Below are 15,194 nucleotides of genomic sequence, written 5' to 3' on the forward strand. Positions count from 1 at the left end.
CCATCACGCTGGAACACTGTCCGCCATCAGCATGGAATCGTGTCCGCCATCGCGTGGAATACGCAGGCTACCACGAATTCTCACCAGAGACAAGGGGCGAGCGAACTTCTCGATCGCCCTTAATTATGCTCGCGCCTTTTCGAAATTTTGGCGATTTGAGACAGTGGCGTCGTGTTCAACACATCGCTCGCAAAGCACGCATTCAAATGACCTCAACTCGAATCGTCCGTCAACGAGACGTTCCAGGCCTGCTGGGTATTTCGCGATCGACTTTGGCCAATTGGCTGAACCAGCATAGCCCCTACTACAAGGATGAATTTCCAGCAAAAGTGTACCTCAGCGTACGCTCAATTGGGTTTCGCAGTTGCGACCTAGAAGCCTGGATTGCAAGAAACATGGAGGGGCACAAGTCGACGCGATAGAGGATGCCGAATATTCAGCCTTTAGGCCGAAGCTGTCCTCTGGTTTTAGGGGCGGGGACGCCCTGCAAACTCGGTTCTTATGTTATTGAAAGGATAGTTGAAAGGATGTACTTGCCCGTTACGTTCTGAACTGCAACTAGCTTGGATGAAAGGTCGAAGATTTTAAGTATCAACAACTACACACAAAGGATCAAAATTTGATTAATGCACATCAAGAGGCGCTACACCCAAACCCCTCAACACGCAGCATGCCCATCGTCGAAAACAGGCGATTTCAAAGTCGCCCTCGGAAGAAGGGCGATGCCGGAGTCACCGATTCGGTCGCATTGAGGCTTGCCAACCTGAATTTTGAAAGGTCAGATCCAGACGAGCTTGAAACCACGGCAGACCAAGACGCTGTACAGCTTATTTACAGAATCGTTTCATTTATGAAAGCATTGAAGAACACCGATGAAGAACTTTTTAGGATAGATCTTGACACACGGGGCAGGCGCCACTACTACCAGCACCCGCTCGGGGAGAGTTTCATCCGCCTGTGCGGCCGACCGATGCTGCCTATTGTCGAGGCCTTCCCGCTCCACGAGCTTAACCCCTGGGTGAAGGCTTTTTTAGCGCACACGCGTCATGCGGCGATTTACGAGCTGCGCCTACATCCAAATGCGCGTTTTACGGCCAACATGCGGGATTGGATTGACAGCTTGAATAAAATTGTTGCCGAACTGAAAATCGCCATGGCGCAGCCGTCCTTCCGTGCTGCTGAGAAGAATTGGGCCAGACGCACCTCCCGAGCCCGGTGGCGCTTCTTTAAACTCTTCAAGGCCACCCTCGCCAGGCATTCCAAGGTCATGGTCGTCCGCATTGACTTCGGCCTCAAGCGCCACGAGCTCTACAACTCCAAGGAACCGAGGACGCCTTGGCCACAGGCGACGGTCAATCCCAACGCCCCTCACGCCGGCGCTCAAGTACAGGCCGAAGACCAACGGCTCAAAAATCTACTCCAGCAACTTGGCTTTGATGAAATTGATACAGCGCGCGAAAAATCATTGCGCCGCATTCGTGACGTATTCGGATCCGGTTTGCTGGGGTATATCTGGAAACTAGAGTATGGAGCAAGAAAAGGCTTCCATTACCACTGCGTGTTCCTGCTGAATGGTTCCGTCCATCGGCAGGACATCAGCATAGGAAACCAAATCGGAAAAATCTGGGCCGACTACGCTCCCAACGGCCTGGGAATTTTTCGCAACTGCAATGCAAATCGTGGGTACTACAAGTTTCCGGCTGTCGGGATGCTTCAATATCATGAATCGCGGCACTGGAAAGGCCTTAGCCATATTGCCAATTACCTGAGCAAGCCGGACTACTATGTTCTATTGAAACTTCCTTCTGATCAAAAGCACCGGACATTCGGCACCAGTGTGATTCCCAGGCTCACTACGAACAAACCAGGCCCCCATCGGAGAAAATCTTTTGGGCTACAGGGTAATCCACTATGAGTCAGCTGGGCAGCAGATTCGATGGCATTTCTTTCCTCAGGGCAGCATCGATTCTTTCTTTAAATTCGGGATCCCGCTTGCGCCAGTCCTTCAATCGCTCACGCACAAGGCTATCGTCGCCCCACGAAGGTTCAACGCCTATGGAGGATGCATATTTTTCGATTTCTGGACCCAGCTGCTTCAAAGCCATGGACAGACTTTTCTTTTGCTCAAGTGGAAGGCGCTCGATCTTAATAACAATATAGCTCTTAAGTTCACTATTTTTCTTGGATACCGCGTTGCTGCGGTTCTTTGCGGATCGCTTCTTGGTGATGGATGCGAAGTTTTCGATACGTTCATATGCAGCGACTCTTCCAACAAATTGCGCTGCGTCAATGAGGCAGCGCAGCGCTCTGCCGTTTTCGTCCTCATCCAGGAGTCGTGTGGCTTCCTGCAAGATCGTGTATGCCGTTTTCAAATCTCGCCTCAGGTCAACAAAGGCGTCCTTCGGCTCCTCTCGGAGTTGGATCTTCCTCAGGACCTTGCTCTCCTGCGGATCGCCCCTGTCTAACGCAAATGTTTTTATCAGTGCCAGTTCCTCCAAACTCATATCGAAATACTTTTCGGCATATTGTTCTAGATCCAAAAGCAAAGCGATGCGAGCCTCCTGCAGGCCAAAGCTACGCTCGCTTTCCTCCATCAATTCACCTAATAAATTTCTTGACATGAACGTAAAAACCCAAACCAAGCCCCCCTCGACGGAGGACATCATCTGCGCCCTTTCAGAGCGCGCTTTGCCACTTTTTTACCACGGTAATCCAGTACTCAACCTGCCTGGCATGCACAGTGGCTGGGTCCCCAGGTTGGTCGACATCGTCAACGCCGTTGAGCGGATCGCTCGCTCGCAGAAGCCGTTGTTTCGGCACATTCGGACTCCACAGGGTGGCATCGCGATCCGATCGGATGAGCTTGGCAGGGATGTGGCGGGCCTGCTGGCGATGCCTGCCCATCACTTGCGGCAGTCGCTCGTGCTCTACGACCTCGACCCTCGGGTTGACATGTTCTGGGACGAGGCCGACCGGCGAGGACTGGCAACCGTCGTCGCTGTCCAACCATGGACCGATGAGTCGCTCGTGCTGGCAAGCGTGGACGCCTTGAACGGGTTCGTACAGGCCGTGCGGCAACGACATGCGCGCAAAGGATTTCAGTCGAAGGTCAATGCGCACGTCCGTGCGACCTTGAAGAACTACACGGCTCTGAAGGGCTACCTGATGGCCATCCTTCAGCTGCATCCCAGGTTGCTGCCCATCACGCTGGACTTCACGTATCGAAACGGCGCGCCGAGCGGTGCCGCGGATGCTGTGCCTGCGCTGAAAATCGTGAGCAGTCACCTCGCTTCGCTGGTGGAGAACGTGAGGACGACGTTCGGCGATGCCGTGCTGGGCCATGCGTGGAGCCAGGATGCCATGTTGGGGTGCGGCAACGTTGGTCACTTGCTGTTGCTGCTCAAGGACGACATCGACAGCAACGAGTCCTTCGCACTGGCTCACGAGGTCGCCCGATCCTGGCGTGATGACGTCACGGGCGGCGACGGTTGTGCCTACAACAATTTGGCGGCCAATGACCTGCGGTTTCGCTTCCGCGGCATCAGTCAGGACGAGCGTCGCTACACGCCGGTGGAAGAGCACCTTCGTCGCATGGCGGTGTATCTGCGGTGGACGGATCGCTTCGCTGCCCTGAAGCGTTCGCCAGGAGTTCAGACCCATGGCATGGGAACGGTCCCCAAAGTCCCCCGAGCAGCTTCAACGCGCGCAGCCTATCCATTCCCCGAGATGCTTGGCAGCGGCCCTTGGGCGACCAGACTGTGAGCATGTGCGCGCGATGCCAATGCAAACCGGAAGCCAATCCTATGGGGAGCCACGCGCTCCCCGTACTCGTTGATCCATCCCAATGCAAAGGAGCTTCCATGCCAACGGCCATTCCTGTCAAACTCGAAGATCGAGAGTTCGCCAGCCAGAACCAGGCACGCCTGCACTACAGCGCCATGCTGCGCCGCTACGAACCCGGCCAGGCCATCAGCGCCGCCGACCAGACCGACCTGCAAGACCTGCTCAGGCTGCACCCTCGCCACGCTGCCAACCGACCCATCCATCAGATCCAGGTCGTCGCAGGCGGCTTTAATCGCAATCACTTCGTTGCCCACTACGCGAACAAATTCACGCAGCCGCTGTCGTACGTTCACTGCATCCGCAACTGCCCCAGACCGGCTCCCGCTGCAGACGCACCCGTGCCTCCCAAAAAAACAAAGGCCAGGACCGCGGACGATGCCCTCGCACCGTCCGCAATCCCGTCCTCAACCTCCGATCAGGCGGTGCAATCATGAAACTGCTCGCCTGTCTTCGCGACTTCCTGACGTACTCTCCGGAGCAGGAAACTCTGCAGCGCGTGCAGACCATCTCCGACCTGCTCGAAATCCACCGGGCTGCCCGATCAGGATCATCCAAACGCCAGCCCCCCAGGCCTGTCGTCGCGAACAGCTCGGTTGGTGGCGCAGACGGCTGCGCTACATCAGGCACCTGCTGCGGCGCCGCCGACGGGTCTTGATGACCCGCCGACGACCAGCTTCATGAGGCGCCATCGCCCGACCGCTGCACCTGCTGCACCCGGCGCTCCAGCTTGGCCTTGATGCCCTGGCTCGCCTGAGGTGCCGGCAGGTCCTGCGAGGACTCGTCCGGATAGAACTCCTCCACCACAGCCACCCCCTCTTCCTCTGACTCCTCGAACGCTCCGGCCGCATAGCCCTCGCGCGCCGCCTCATCCAGCGCCCACTGATCGAAGCCCAGCTGCTGGCGCCGCTCCTCCACTTCCGCTGCCTGCGCGATCGCCTGCTCCAGACTGGTGCCCGGTGGCGTCGTCAGATCCACGTAGTAGATCGGCGTGCGGTGCGACAGCGTCGTCGACTTGCCCCTGAGCCTCAGCATCAAGGGCAAGGACGCCAGCATCCCCCCCGACACCGCCTTGAAGTAAGCCAGCCGCGCCGCCAGCGTGCGGATGCTGTTGAAACCCGTGGTGCGGAACACAAAGCTCCCCAGCCCATCGTCTTCTCCAGCCCCCGTTTCCGCCTCGGGCGTGATGACCCGCACATGCAGCCGCCCATACGGCTTGCAGCGCCCGTCCTGCCCGAGGGGACAGGCCACCGGCGTCGGACACGGCAAGCTCTCGATCCCCTGCTCCGTCACCCGCTTGCAGCGCTCCCCGTCTCCGACACACCAGGGCCGCCCGCTGCTGCGATCGAACAGGGTGAAACTGGCTCGCAGATTCAACTCCGGCGCTCCGAACACCAGCCGCACCGGAATACTGCGCAGCTTCGCGGTGGCGTCCTTGCGCAAGGCCGCATCCAGCGGATGCCGCACCCAGCCTTCCAGGCCCTGCACCTGGCTGGTCAGCGTGAACTCATCGTCCTTCTCCGGCAGGCGCTTGCCGTTTCTCTCCACCACGCGCCCAATCGAAATCCGCCCGATCACGGGCGGGGTAATGGCCAAGCCTTTCAACATAACGGTTTCTCCTTCATTCGTTGGACGCGCTCATCAGGAAACGCCGGCTGCCCGGCCTGACCTGGCCGTAGCGCTCCTTCAAGTCCGGCTGCTCCTGCAACAGCCGCCTGGTATCCAGCACCACGCTGTCCTTGCTGCGGCGCCAGCTGACCTCACCGGTCTCGAACACCGCCTTCGACGCCTCGCCCATCCGTTCCTCGATGCGCTGGCGCAAGCGGGCTTCCTCCAGCTCAGCGGCCTGGATTCGCTGGCGGATCGCCTGCAGATCGGAGAACGTGCCCCCCATCTCCGTGTCCTGCGTCCAATCCAGCGTCTGCCCATCGTCCTGCGGGTACAGCGCCCACAAGGCGGCTTCGGCCGACTCCGAACCATCCACCGGCGGCGCCTGCCGGGTCTCGACACAGCGCCAGAACGCCGCTTCCAGCGCGATCAGCCGCCCGATCACCGTCTCATCGCGTTCGATGCGGTGAATGCGCAGCTCCTGGCCCCCGATCAGCACTGCCACATCGCAGGCCGCCTTGCCCGTCACCGCCAGCTGGTGCATCACCTGCAACTGCACATACTCCGGCACGCCGTCCTGCCACAGGCGGGCACCGTGGAGTCCGGCCGTCTTGCACTCCAGCAACTGCACTTCCGGGGAACCCATCACCTCGCGGTCCACATTGGCCAGCATCCAGGGGTGCTGGGGGTGTTGCAGCACCGCGTTGATGCGGCGCACCCGCAACCCGGTACGCCGGGTGTAGTGCGCCGCCACAATGGGCTCCAGCAAGGTGCCCCAGTACATGGGGTGGCGGTCATCCTGGGGATCGGGTTCGGGAAACCGGGCCTGTCCGGTCTTCTCCGCCCACAGCTGCAGCGGTGACTTGTACGGGCTCAGGCCCACGGCGGCCGCGGCATCCGAGCTGCCGATACCCTGCTGGCGCACCTGCAGCCAGTCGGCACGGCTGAGTTGCTGGGTCTTGACCAGGCGCAGGGCCGGGCGGGACTTGGGCACCGCAGAGGGTTGCCCGGTCGATTCAATCAAGGGATTCATGACGCTCTCCTTCAGAAACAAAAAAAGCCCCGGTGCCTTTGGGCTACCGGGGCCATGGGTTGGTGGATACCAGGCCGCTTCAGGCCACCAGCTGCAAGGCCTGATCCAGCGCCCGCTGCTTGAGCTGGGCACCGGGGCCGAACCAGGCGCTGTCGAGCCGGTACTCGGGGCTGCGGGCACGCCGCTCGTGGTCGACGAACTCGGTGACGGCGCACAGCAGGCCCCAGGCGGTGTCGTGGGCAGCGCCGACTTCCGCACCCCGCCCCTGGCCGTCGTACAGGCTCTGCACCTTCTTCAGGGCCTGCTCGTTGCTGAGCTTCATGCGGGGCTCGCCCGGGCCATCGGCGTGGCACAGCACCTGCAGGAAGTAGTTCATCGCCTCGTGGCTCTTGACCTTGCGCTCGGCCAGGGTCTTCATGCGGTACATGAAGCCGTCCCACTGGGAGACGGCCAGGCCGAGTTGCTGCTTGACGGCCTGGGCGTCGAAGCGGGTCGAGTGCGGCACCTTGACGGCGCCGGTGGCGCCGTTCAGGGCGATGCCAAGGGTGTTCTGGCACACCACGCGCACCGTGGTCGGGGTGGCGGTGGTGGCCAGGCTGCCATCGCAGGAGCTGGCCAGCAGCAGGTAGCCCTTGACCAGATCGCGTCCCTTGAGGACGGTTTCCTGGCCGGTGCGCGCCAGCGCCCAGAACTTGCGCCCGGCCTTGAGCACGCCGGCGGTTTCCAGCTCGTAGCCGGAGACGGCCACGAGGTCGCGGTAGAACTCCAGCACTTCGCGTGGCTGCACCACCTGGTAGCGCGATCCCACCACCGACAGCGGCAGTTGGGTGTCGCTGCGGTAGAGCACCTTCTGCTCGTCGAAGCTCTGGATGGCGCCGAGCGAGCCGGCCTGCTCGGTGAGAAAGCGCACCGGGGTTTCGCGGATTTGCCAGTCCATGCCGGCAGCGCGTGCCCAGGCTTCGAGGGGTTGCTTCGGGGGCAGGTCGCTGCCCAGGGTTTGCCAGGGGGTTTCGGCGGGGGTGAGGGTGGCTAAGGCTACGGACATGGGAATACTCCTTCAACAGATACAAAAAAAGGCCCCGAAGGGCCAAGACAAGAAAAGACAGGGAAGAGAACAGCCATCGATCAGGCGACCTGCAGGCGGGGCGTGAAGGTGTGGCCGCAGACGACACACTGGTGGCTTTCGAGCCAATGGGTGTCGATGGCGTGGCCGATCTCCAGGCCGACTTCGCGGCCGATGGCGCCGCCGATGAGGCCGCCGACGCAGGCGCCGGCGATGGCGCCCAGGGAGGAGCCGACGGGGCCGGCGATCAGGCCGACGGCGGCTCCGGTTTCGGCGCCGGCGGTGGCGCCGCGCAGGGCAGCGGCCACACCGGTGGCAGAGCCGGCGATGGTGCCGAGGGCGCCACCGGTGTCGCGGCCGATGTGGCGTTCGACCACGCGGGTGGATTGGCAGTTGGGGCAGGTCAACATGGGAACTCCTTGAAAGGGATGAGAGGGAACAGGCCATCACGCCAGCAGACGGCACAACGCCCGGCGCAGCGGGGGCTGGCCGGGCGTTGGTGTCGGGGAGGAAGAAAGCCGCGGGGGCTCAGGGGGCGCTGGCGAGGGCCTGGGGCAAGCACTGGGTCAAGTGCTTACTGGGTAATATGTGGTTGAAAAATTCTGGATTGATGGGGACCTTGACCGAGTCTCCGCGAGGTGAAGTCTGCCGGCCGCGCGGCAGGTAGACGGCTTGCCTGGCCATGATTCGCAGGTGCCAGCAACATCTTCTTCACACACCTGTCGCACCTTCCACCTACGGTGGCACGTCCCGATGAGCGGAGCCAATAACGACAATTGACAAGAACAATTTGTTCGTTACATTCTGCTTCGCATCCACGTTTGCCGCGCCATGTGGTCATCTGCATGGGCGTCGAGAAACCAGAACTCAAACTCTCATCGAGAGGATGTGACTCATGGGATTCGCTGCGTATGGCGTCCGTCAAGCGGGCATGAATGCCACGGTCGACTTCATGTGGGTTGCCGTGAGAAGGTTGCTCTGGCGATCAGTGCCATTCGGGATCATGTCCCTCCTTGTCGTGGCGCACAACGCGGCAGCATCGGGCTCACCTCAATGCGAGCGCATGAGTCAGAACCTGGCAAGATTGGAACAGCGTTCCGTCGACCTACCGCTGATCGCAAGTGCGCGCAGACAGTATGAGCGCATGTGTGGCGCATTGCCGCCGGACAGGGGCGCCGGTACCAGCTCGACAGGATCGATGGCGCGACCCTCATCGATGGCGCGGCCTGCCACGCAGTCGGGCGCACCGAATCCCCCGTCGGCTGACTCAGCCTCCCGCTCCACCAACGCGACGCCAAGAGCCAGTGCCGATCAGGCGGCCAGGATGTGTTCGCTGGATGCGGATCATCCGATGTGCCGCGGTGCGACCCAGGCACCAAGGCTAAGAAGCTTCAGCTACTGGAGTGCTGCCAACTACGGCCGTTGTGCGCAGGAAAGCACACCCGGACAGCCGCGTGATCGCGATTACTGCCCCCGTACATTGGTCGAGCAAGCGCTTCAGTTGGGTTTGGTTTCCAGTGCGGCTGTCGAGCGCTGCCGCTCGCAATGGGTTCAGAACAACGAAAACCGCTCGGAACAATTCGCCATCTACACGTGCCTCGAAAAAGCCTCGCACATGGAAGGCATGATGACCTCCCGAATCTTGAGTTCGGCGCCGGAAACCGTCAGCACCTCGTTGCCCAGCAATGGCTACCGCCAGCCTGCGGCCATGGCGGCCATTCATGCAGGCAACTTCAGCCAAGTACCCCCGATTCGCGGGGACGGCACCTACTTTCACCAGGCACTTGGACAGCTCGGCGAAATGTGTCCCGCACTCGGGGTCGAAGCGATCCAGCTGCAAATGACTCAGCAACTGGTGCGCCGGCAACAGGAGGTCATGGCGCGAGCCGCACGGGGTCAAGTCACGCGCGAAGAGGCGCAATCGATCGTTGCGAGCATCGTTGTAGGGATGGTAATGATGGAGAACTGCGATGCGAAGGACTCCCACGAAGAGCGACAACGCTGTGAAAGAGGCAAAGAAGACCTGATGACCTTGCCGGAATCACGAGACGCAGTGCAAGACGCTTCCCTGTTGGTCAAACGCCATGCCTGCACCAGCAATGAAACCAGGCGATTTACCGCCAACCTGGGGAAATGGCTCATGATGCCGCCCGAGATGCGTTCACCTCTTGCTTGGGCCGACGGGGACCGCGAGCAAGGTCGGTATCGGGCCATTTTCGAGAACTGCCGGCGCCAAGGAGGCGATGGCTCCGCAGACGCCTGGTGCGGCTGCTATGTCCGGCAGTTCAGCAAGACCAAGCCAGGCACACGAGCCCACCCAGCGGAACACGCGGCAACGGCAAGCCAGACTGCTTTCGTTGGGGACAACGACTCATGGTTTGTTCCGTCCCAGTTGTACGACTGTGAGCCGCAGCTTGAGCAGCTCAAGGTGTGGCGGCGCGCACAGGCGCCGGAGAAGGTGACCGCCTGTCTCGTTGGCCAGTCCGCAGTCGCGGAATCTGTCTTGCCTGAGTTGAAGGCCTGTCGCTATCGAGCCGCATGGGGCGAGATCGAGGTGCGCAGTCAGCAATGTCAACCTCAGTTGCTGGCACGAAATTGGGGTGGCGAGACCGTTCGGTGCAACTGAGGGCCTTCAACGCTTGAGATTGGGTTCGGACCCAGGCGCGGTTCGATTGGTGTGCTGTCGTTGCATTGGTCGAGGTTCTGCGTGCCTTGAGCCGCGGCGCGTCTAATCTGACGCCGCACAATGCCCCCATGTGCAACCGCTACGTCACCCCCGATGAAGCCGAGATCGAGCGTGCCTGGCACATAGGCGGGCGCAACCCGGTGCGCTGGTGGGATGAAGTCGTGTTCCCTCGCGGCCGGGGTGTCTTCATCCGGCGCGCCGTGCACGATGCCGCCTACTCACGCGAACTGGTCGCCGGCCAGTGGGGCCTGATCCCGCACTTCGCCAAGTCGGCCAAGCTGCCCTACAGCACCAACAACGCCCGGTCCGAGGAACTGGCCGCCAAGCCTACCTACCGCACCCCCTGGGCCAAAGGCCAGCGCTGCATCATCCCGGCAGACAGCTTCGATGAACCCTGCTGGGAGACTGGAAGGAACGTTTGGTGGCGTTTTCGCCGTGCCGATGGCGCGCCCTGGGGTCTGGCCGGCCTGTGGAACACCTGGACCGACCGAGCCACCGGTGAGGTGCACGAGAGCTACACCATGCTCACCCTCAACGCTGACCACCACCCGCTGATGAGCCGCATGCACAAGCCCGACCCGAAGCTGCCGCCGGACAGCCAAGACAAGCGCAGCGTGATTCCCATCGAATCCAGTGACGTCGATCAATGGCTGGCCGGCACCATGGCCGAGGCCCAGGAACTGCTCAGGCTGACCGAGGCTGAGGCTTTCGACGCAGCGGCGGTGGCCTGAGAACGGCGCGCGGCGCGCTGTGAACCCCGTCCTCGTTGTATTCCATTGCCGCGAATTCCATCTCTTCCAGCTCCTCCGCGCTGAACAAGGCACGGGCGTCGAAGATCAGTTGGCGCAACTCAGGCACATCCAGGTGACCCGGGCCACCGTGGGCCGGGTTGGCGATCATGTGCTGCTGCACCAGGCGACGCACGATCCCTTCCAGGGCGGTCAATTGAGAAGTGTTCGGGGACGTGTCCATGATCGGACTCCTTCAAGAGATACTGTATATTTGCACAGTACACCGGAGGCCGTCAAGAAGCACCATGCCAAACCCCACCCTGTCGCAAGCGTTCTTTGATGGTCTGGGAAATCGCAATGTCCAAGCTGACCGGGTACGGGCCGGCGATGCCGGGTTGGCCGAAACTCCTGCAGATTCCGACTTGGGCGGCTTGTGGCGTGTGTATCGCCTGCGTCACCATGGGCAGAAGGTAGCTGCCGACGCGGTGCGCGCCGGTGCACTGGTCGGACGCCTGACGGTGTGGAGCCACGTGGCTGACCGCAACCGGCGTGCCGAACTGCTCGCCAGCTTTGAGTTGCCCGATGGCACTCGACCACTGCCGGGGCTGGTGCAGGTTCGGCTGTTGCAGATCGACCGGGGCGGTGTTCTGCTGACAGGCTACGAGCGTGTCTTGATCGAGAGCGATTGTCCAGGCGGGAACATGCCGTTCCGGCAGACTTGGTGGTGCCTGCCTTCGCCCGCCTGAGGGCGTGAAGACAGGGGAGGGCGCGGCACGCCCCCGATACACTTAGTCACATGGTCTTCGAGCCCACACCTTTCTCTTCTTTCATCAGGTCCGTTACAGACCTGCTGCGCGGCGACTACATGCAGTCCGCTTGCGGTAAGGTCATCTTCCCGTTCACTGTTCTGCGCCGTCGAGGCTGCGAAATCGAATTGACCAAGCACGCCGTCCTTGCTGAGCTGACCACCAGGCGGCAGCGCGGCACCAATCCAGATTCCTTTCTCGCGCGCAAGATTGGCCTGCCGTTCTTCAACCAGTACCTGCTCAATTTGGACAAGTTGCAGCTTCACCCGATCCGCGCCACTGCTGCTCGCCACATGCCGGGGCATCCCATAGAGACAAACAGCAAAGGATGAAAGGGGCCATGTCCAACCCGTTCTTCGATCAGCCCATCCTGAACTCGCCCTACGCGCGTCCTGCGCGTCATTGGGAACTGGACAGCTCCGGTCAGCCCACGCAAATCATCAAAGAGTCGCGCCGCCAAGCTGACTTCATCACTCCGATCCCGAAGCCGCGCAAGCAAAAAGGTGGCGGGGATCAGGCGTCACTGGTGTTCGACGAAGGGCAGGGTCTGTCCACGGATAAGCAGCAGTACGACCACACCGCCGTCATCAATGCGGTGCGCGAAGAGGTGGACAAGTGGCGGATGCTGCCACCCGCTCAGTGGCGCGTCACACCGGAAACCGCGCGCTTGTTGCAGCACTGGCGCGGTCACCCGTTCTCTGGCATCCGACCGTTCTTCTGTCAGGTCGAAGCGGTGGAAACCGCGATCTGGCTCACCGAGGTCGCGCCGCAGTTGGGCAAGAGCGGCCAGCGTTTCCTCGACCATCTTTCCAAGGCCAACACCGAGGCCAACCCCGAACTCAGCCGTCTTGCCCTGAAGCTCGCCACCGGCGCGGGCAAGACCACGGTCATGGCCATGCTCATCGCGTGGCAGACCATCAATGCCGTGCGCCGCCCCAACAGCCAGAAGTTCACACGCGGTTTTCTCATCGTCGCACCGGGTCTGACCATCAAGGATCGCCTGCGCGTGCTGCTTCCCAACGACACGGAAAGCTACTACGCCAACCGCGAGCTGGTTCCCAGCGACATGCTGCCGGACATCGCCCACGCACGCATCGTCATCACCAACTACCACGCCTTCCGCCTGCGCGAGCGGCTCGAAGTCTCCAGCGGTGGCCGCCGTCTGCTGCAAGGGCGCGGCGGCGAGGAAATGCAGACGCTGGAAACCGAAGGCCAGATGCTCCAGCGCGTGCTGCCGGAGTTGATGGGCTTGAAGAATATCCTCGCCATCAACGACGAAGCCCACCACTGCTACCGCGAGAAGCCGCCCAGCGAAAGCGACGAAGACGAAGACCTCAAGGGCGACGACCGCAAGGAAGCCGAGGAGAACAACGAGGCCGCTCGGCTGTGGATCTCCGGCCTCGAAGCGGTGAACCGCAAGCTCGGCCTCGCGCGCGTGTTCGATCTTTCCGCCACACCCTTCTTCCTGCGCGGATCAGGCTACGCCGAAGGCACCTTGTTCCCGTGGACGATGAGCGACTTCTCGCTGATGGATGCCATCGAGTGCGGCATCGTCAAGTTGCCGCGCGTGCCGGTGGCCGACAACATCCCCGGCAACGAGGTGCCGGTGTATCGGGAGCTGTGGAAGCACATCGGCAAGCGCATGCCCAAGAAGGGTCGCGGCAAGGGCAACCGGCTTGACCCGCTCAGCCTTCCGGTGGAGCTGCAAACCGCGCTCGAAGCCCTCTACGGCCACTACGTCAAGGTGTTCGAGCACTGGCAAAAGGCCGGCATCAAGGTGCCGCCGTGCTTCATCGTGGTGTGCAACAACACCTCCACGTCCAAGCTGGTCTATGACTTCATCTCCGGCTTTCAGCAGGAGAACGACGACGGCAGCAGCCAGTTGGTGGAAGGGCGCCTCAAGCTGTTCCAGAACCACGACGAGCACGGCAACCCGCTGGCGCGGCCGCGCACCCTGCTGGTAGACAGCGAACAGCTTGAATCCGGCGAGGCCCTCGACGACAACTTCCGCACCATCGCCAGCGACGAGATCGACCGCTTCCGCCGCGAAATCATCGAGCGCACCGGCGACGCCCACGCCGCCGACAAGCTCACCGACTCGGAACTGCTGCGCGAGGCGATGAACACCGTCGGCAAGGAAGGCCGCCTCGGCGAATCGGTGCGCTGCGTGGTGTCGGTGGCGATGCTCACCGAAGGGTGGGACACCAACACCGTCACCCACGTTCTGGGCGTGCGCGCTTTCGGCACCCAATTGCTGTGCGAACAGGTCGTGGGCCGCGCCCTGCGCCGCCAGTCCTACGAACTCAACGCCGAGGGCCTGTTCAACGTCGAATACGCCGACGTGCTGGGCATCCCCTTCAACTTCACGGCGCAACCCGTGGTGATCCCGCCCGAGCCGCCTGCGGAGGTGATCCGCGTCCGCGCCGTGCGCCCGGAACGCGATGCGCTGGAAATCCGCTTCCCGCGCGTGGTCGGCTACCGCGTGGAACTGCCGCAGGATCGCCTGAGCGCCGAGTTCAACGAAGACTCCGTGCTGGAACTCACGCCGGAACTGGTCGGCCCGTCGCGCAACGTGCAGGCAGGCATCATCGGCGAGGCGGTCGAACTGAACCTGCAGCATCTGGACGACGTGCGCCCGTCCACCGTGCTGATGCACCTCACCAAGCACCTGCTCCTCAGCAAATGGCGCGACGCGGGCGACGCCCCGCAACTGCACCTGTTCGGCCAGTTGAAGCGCATCGTCAAGCAATGGCTGGACACCTGCCTCGTCTGCAAGGGCGGCACCTTCCCCGGCCAGTTGCTCTATCAGGAACTGGCCGACAAGGCCTGCGAGCGCATCACCGCCGCCATCACCCGCGTGGAGTTGAAGCAAGGCCGCCCGGTGAAGGCCGTGTTCGACCCTTACAACCCCGAAGGCAGCACAAAGCATGTCGCCTTCAACACCTCGCGCAGCGACCGCTTTGAGACGCTGGGGCCGCCGCCCAAGAACCACGTCAACTGGGTCATCCTCGACAGCGACTGGGAGGCCGAGTTCTGCCGCGTGGCCGAAGCGCACCCCAAGGTGCTGGCCTACACCAAGAACCACAACCTGGGCCTGGAAGTGCCCTACCGCGCAGGCAGCGAGACGCGCAAGTACATCCCCGACTTCATCGTCAAGCTCGACGACGGCCACGGTGAAGACGACCCCCTGCACCTGATTGTGGAAGTGAAAGGCTACCGGCGCGAAGACGCGGTGGTGAAGAAGATGACGATGGAAACCTACTGGGTGCCCGGCGTGAACCACGCCGGCAAATACGGACGCTGGGCATTCGCCGAGTTCACCGACGTGTACGAGATGCAAGATGACTTTGCCGCCAAGATCAAGGAGCATTTCGAGCACATGGTCGACGCCGCCATGACGGAAACCGTTGCGAAGAAGGACGCCTGA

General features: G+C 61.8%; 16 protein-coding genes. 10 read left to right on the forward strand and 6 right to left on the reverse strand.

Annotated elements, in window-relative coordinates:
- Positions 1-422, forward strand: a 422-nt coding sequence (locus ACFSCU_RS17195) for a helix-turn-helix transcriptional regulator (RefSeq protein ID WP_377561238.1), incomplete at its 5' end; no start/stop codon positions are given.
- 248 nt (positions 423-670) lie between these two features.
- Positions 671-1,915 carry a YagK/YfjJ domain-containing protein gene (locus ACFSCU_RS17200; RefSeq protein ID WP_377561239.1) on the forward strand — a complete coding sequence of 415 codons (1,245 nt, stop codon included), beginning with the start codon at positions 671-673 and terminating at the stop codon, positions 1,913-1,915.
- Between the two features lies 1 nt (position 1,916).
- Here the strand turns inward: ACFSCU_RS17200 and ACFSCU_RS17205 are convergent, their stop codons facing one another.
- Entirely contained in the window at positions 1,917-2,663 is a 747-nt protein-coding gene (locus ACFSCU_RS17205; protein WP_377561240.1) for a hypothetical protein, read from the reverse strand.
- On the opposite strand from ACFSCU_RS17205, the gene ACFSCU_RS17210 reads away from it, so the two are divergent.
- From ACFSCU_RS17210 to ACFSCU_RS17220, 3 genes are all read left to right on the forward strand, one after another.
- A complete protein-coding gene (locus tag ACFSCU_RS17210) occupies positions 2,620-3,762 on the forward strand; it encodes a hypothetical protein (protein ID WP_377561241.1) in 1,143 nt (380 codons plus the stop codon). The two genes, ACFSCU_RS17205 and ACFSCU_RS17210, sit on opposite strands and share 44 nt — an antisense overlap.
- Positions 3,763-3,860: 98 nt before the next feature.
- Positions 3,861-4,277, forward strand: coding sequence for a hypothetical protein (locus ACFSCU_RS17215; protein ID WP_377561242.1), 417 nt, complete (start codon positions 3,861-3,863; stop codon positions 4,275-4,277).
- A complete protein-coding gene (locus ACFSCU_RS17220; protein WP_377561243.1) occupies positions 4,274-4,498 on the forward strand; it encodes a hypothetical protein in 225 nt (74 codons plus the stop codon). The genes ACFSCU_RS17215 and ACFSCU_RS17220 overlap by 4 nt, the downstream gene beginning before the upstream one ends.
- Positions 4,499-4,518: 20 nt before the next feature.
- Here ACFSCU_RS17220 and ACFSCU_RS17225 read toward each other — a convergent pair whose 3' ends face one another.
- From ACFSCU_RS17225 to ACFSCU_RS17240, 4 genes are all read right to left on the reverse strand, one after another.
- Positions 4,519-5,448 (reverse strand): recombination directionality factor, encoded by a 930-nt coding sequence (locus ACFSCU_RS17225; RefSeq protein WP_377561244.1) that lies wholly within the window; start codon positions 5,446-5,448, stop codon positions 4,519-4,521.
- Positions 5,449-5,461: 13 nt separating this feature from the next.
- Positions 5,462-6,481, reverse strand: a complete 1,020-nt coding sequence (locus tag ACFSCU_RS17230) for a YqaJ viral recombinase family nuclease (RefSeq protein ID WP_377561245.1) — start codon at positions 6,479-6,481, stop codon at positions 5,462-5,464.
- Positions 6,482-6,560: 79 nt separating this feature from the next.
- Positions 6,561-7,526: a DUF932 domain-containing protein gene (locus ACFSCU_RS17235; protein WP_377561246.1), complete on the reverse strand. Its 966-nt coding sequence runs from the start codon at positions 7,524-7,526 to the stop codon at positions 6,561-6,563.
- An 80-nt stretch (positions 7,527-7,606) separates the two neighbouring features.
- Complete coding sequence (locus tag ACFSCU_RS17240) at positions 7,607-7,954, reverse strand: hypothetical protein (protein WP_180549652.1); 348 nt, start codon at positions 7,952-7,954, stop codon at positions 7,607-7,609.
- Between the two features lie 653 nt (positions 7,955-8,607).
- Here ACFSCU_RS17240 and ACFSCU_RS17245 point away from each other — a divergent pair.
- Positions 8,608-10,170, forward strand: coding sequence for a hypothetical protein (locus tag ACFSCU_RS17245; RefSeq protein WP_377561247.1), 1,563 nt, complete (start codon positions 8,608-8,610; stop codon positions 10,168-10,170).
- Between the two features lie 128 nt (positions 10,171-10,298).
- Positions 10,299-10,961 carry an SOS response-associated peptidase gene (locus ACFSCU_RS17250; RefSeq protein WP_180549650.1) on the forward strand — a complete coding sequence of 221 codons (663 nt, stop codon included), beginning with the start codon at positions 10,299-10,301 and terminating at the stop codon, positions 10,959-10,961.
- Here the strand turns inward: ACFSCU_RS17250 and ACFSCU_RS17255 are convergent.
- Positions 10,915-11,202 (reverse strand): hypothetical protein, encoded by a 288-nt coding sequence (locus ACFSCU_RS17255; RefSeq protein ID WP_180549649.1) that lies wholly within the window; start codon positions 11,200-11,202, stop codon positions 10,915-10,917. The two genes, ACFSCU_RS17250 and ACFSCU_RS17255, sit on opposite strands and share 47 nt — an antisense overlap.
- A gap of 64 nt (positions 11,203-11,266) precedes the next feature.
- Between ACFSCU_RS17255 and ACFSCU_RS17260 the strand changes: the two genes are divergently transcribed.
- Genes ACFSCU_RS17260 through ACFSCU_RS17270 form a run of 3 tightly spaced genes read left to right on the forward strand, consistent with a single transcriptional unit; the run spans position 11,267 to position 15,194 of the window.
- On the forward strand, positions 11,267-11,707 hold the full coding sequence (locus tag ACFSCU_RS17260) for a hypothetical protein (RefSeq protein WP_180549648.1): 441 nt from the start codon (positions 11,267-11,269) through the stop codon (positions 11,705-11,707).
- Positions 11,708-11,757: 50 nt separating this feature from the next.
- Positions 11,758-12,099 carry a type I restriction-modification system subunit M N-terminal domain-containing protein gene (locus ACFSCU_RS17265; protein ID WP_180549647.1) on the forward strand — a complete coding sequence of 114 codons (342 nt, stop codon included), beginning with the start codon at positions 11,758-11,760 and terminating at the stop codon, positions 12,097-12,099.
- 8 nt (positions 12,100-12,107) lie between these two features.
- Entirely contained in the window at positions 12,108-15,194 is a 3,087-nt protein-coding gene (locus ACFSCU_RS17270; RefSeq protein WP_377561248.1) for a BPTD_3080 family restriction endonuclease, read from the forward strand.

This window comes from Ottowia beijingensis, assembly GCF_042680925.1.
In the GTDB taxonomy this organism is placed as follows: Bacteria; Pseudomonadota; Gammaproteobacteria; order Burkholderiales; family Burkholderiaceae_C; genus Ottowia; species Ottowia beijingensis.

What these genes read in the sequence shown, in the direction of transcription:
- ACFSCU_RS17205 (WP_377561240.1), bottom strand. Translation starts at nt 2,663, where the DNA reads ATGTCCTCCGTCGAGGGGGGCTTGGTTTGGGTTTTTACGTTCATGTCA.
- ACFSCU_RS17200 (WP_377561239.1), top strand. Translation starts at nt 671, where the DNA reads ATGCCCATCGTCGAAAACAGGCGATTTCAAAGTCGCCCTCGGAAGAAG.
- ACFSCU_RS17215 (WP_377561242.1), top strand. Translation starts at nt 3,861, where the DNA reads ATGCCAACGGCCATTCCTGTCAAACTCGAAGATCGAGAGTTCGCCAGC.
- ACFSCU_RS17230 (WP_377561245.1), bottom strand. Translation starts at nt 6,481, where the DNA reads ATGAATCCCTTGATTGAATCGACCGGGCAACCCTCTGCGGTGCCCAAG.
- ACFSCU_RS17255 (WP_180549649.1), bottom strand. Translation starts at nt 11,202, where the DNA reads ATGGACACGTCCCCGAACACTTCTCAATTGACCGCCCTGGAAGGGATC.
- ACFSCU_RS17260 (WP_180549648.1), top strand. Translation starts at nt 11,267, where the DNA reads ATGCCAAACCCCACCCTGTCGCAAGCGTTCTTTGATGGTCTGGGAAAT.
- ACFSCU_RS17245 (WP_377561247.1), top strand. Translation starts at nt 8,608, where the DNA reads ATGAGTCAGAACCTGGCAAGATTGGAACAGCGTTCCGTCGACCTACCG.
- ACFSCU_RS17265 (WP_180549647.1), top strand. Translation starts at nt 11,758, where the DNA reads ATGGTCTTCGAGCCCACACCTTTCTCTTCTTTCATCAGGTCCGTTACA.
- ACFSCU_RS17210 (WP_377561241.1), top strand. Translation starts at nt 2,620, where the DNA reads ATGAACGTAAAAACCCAAACCAAGCCCCCCTCGACGGAGGACATCATC.
- ACFSCU_RS17250 (WP_180549650.1), top strand. Translation starts at nt 10,299, where the DNA reads ATGTGCAACCGCTACGTCACCCCCGATGAAGCCGAGATCGAGCGTGCC.
- ACFSCU_RS17270 (WP_377561248.1), top strand. Translation starts at nt 12,108, where the DNA reads ATGTCCAACCCGTTCTTCGATCAGCCCATCCTGAACTCGCCCTACGCG.
- ACFSCU_RS17220 (WP_377561243.1), top strand. Translation starts at nt 4,274, where the DNA reads ATGAAACTGCTCGCCTGTCTTCGCGACTTCCTGACGTACTCTCCGGAG.
- ACFSCU_RS17240 (WP_180549652.1), bottom strand. Translation starts at nt 7,954, where the DNA reads ATGTTGACCTGCCCCAACTGCCAATCCACCCGCGTGGTCGAACGCCAC.
- ACFSCU_RS17225 (WP_377561244.1), bottom strand. Translation starts at nt 5,448, where the DNA reads ATGTTGAAAGGCTTGGCCATTACCCCGCCCGTGATCGGGCGGATTTCG.
- ACFSCU_RS17235 (WP_377561246.1), bottom strand. Translation starts at nt 7,526, where the DNA reads ATGTCCGTAGCCTTAGCCACCCTCACCCCCGCCGAAACCCCCTGGCAA.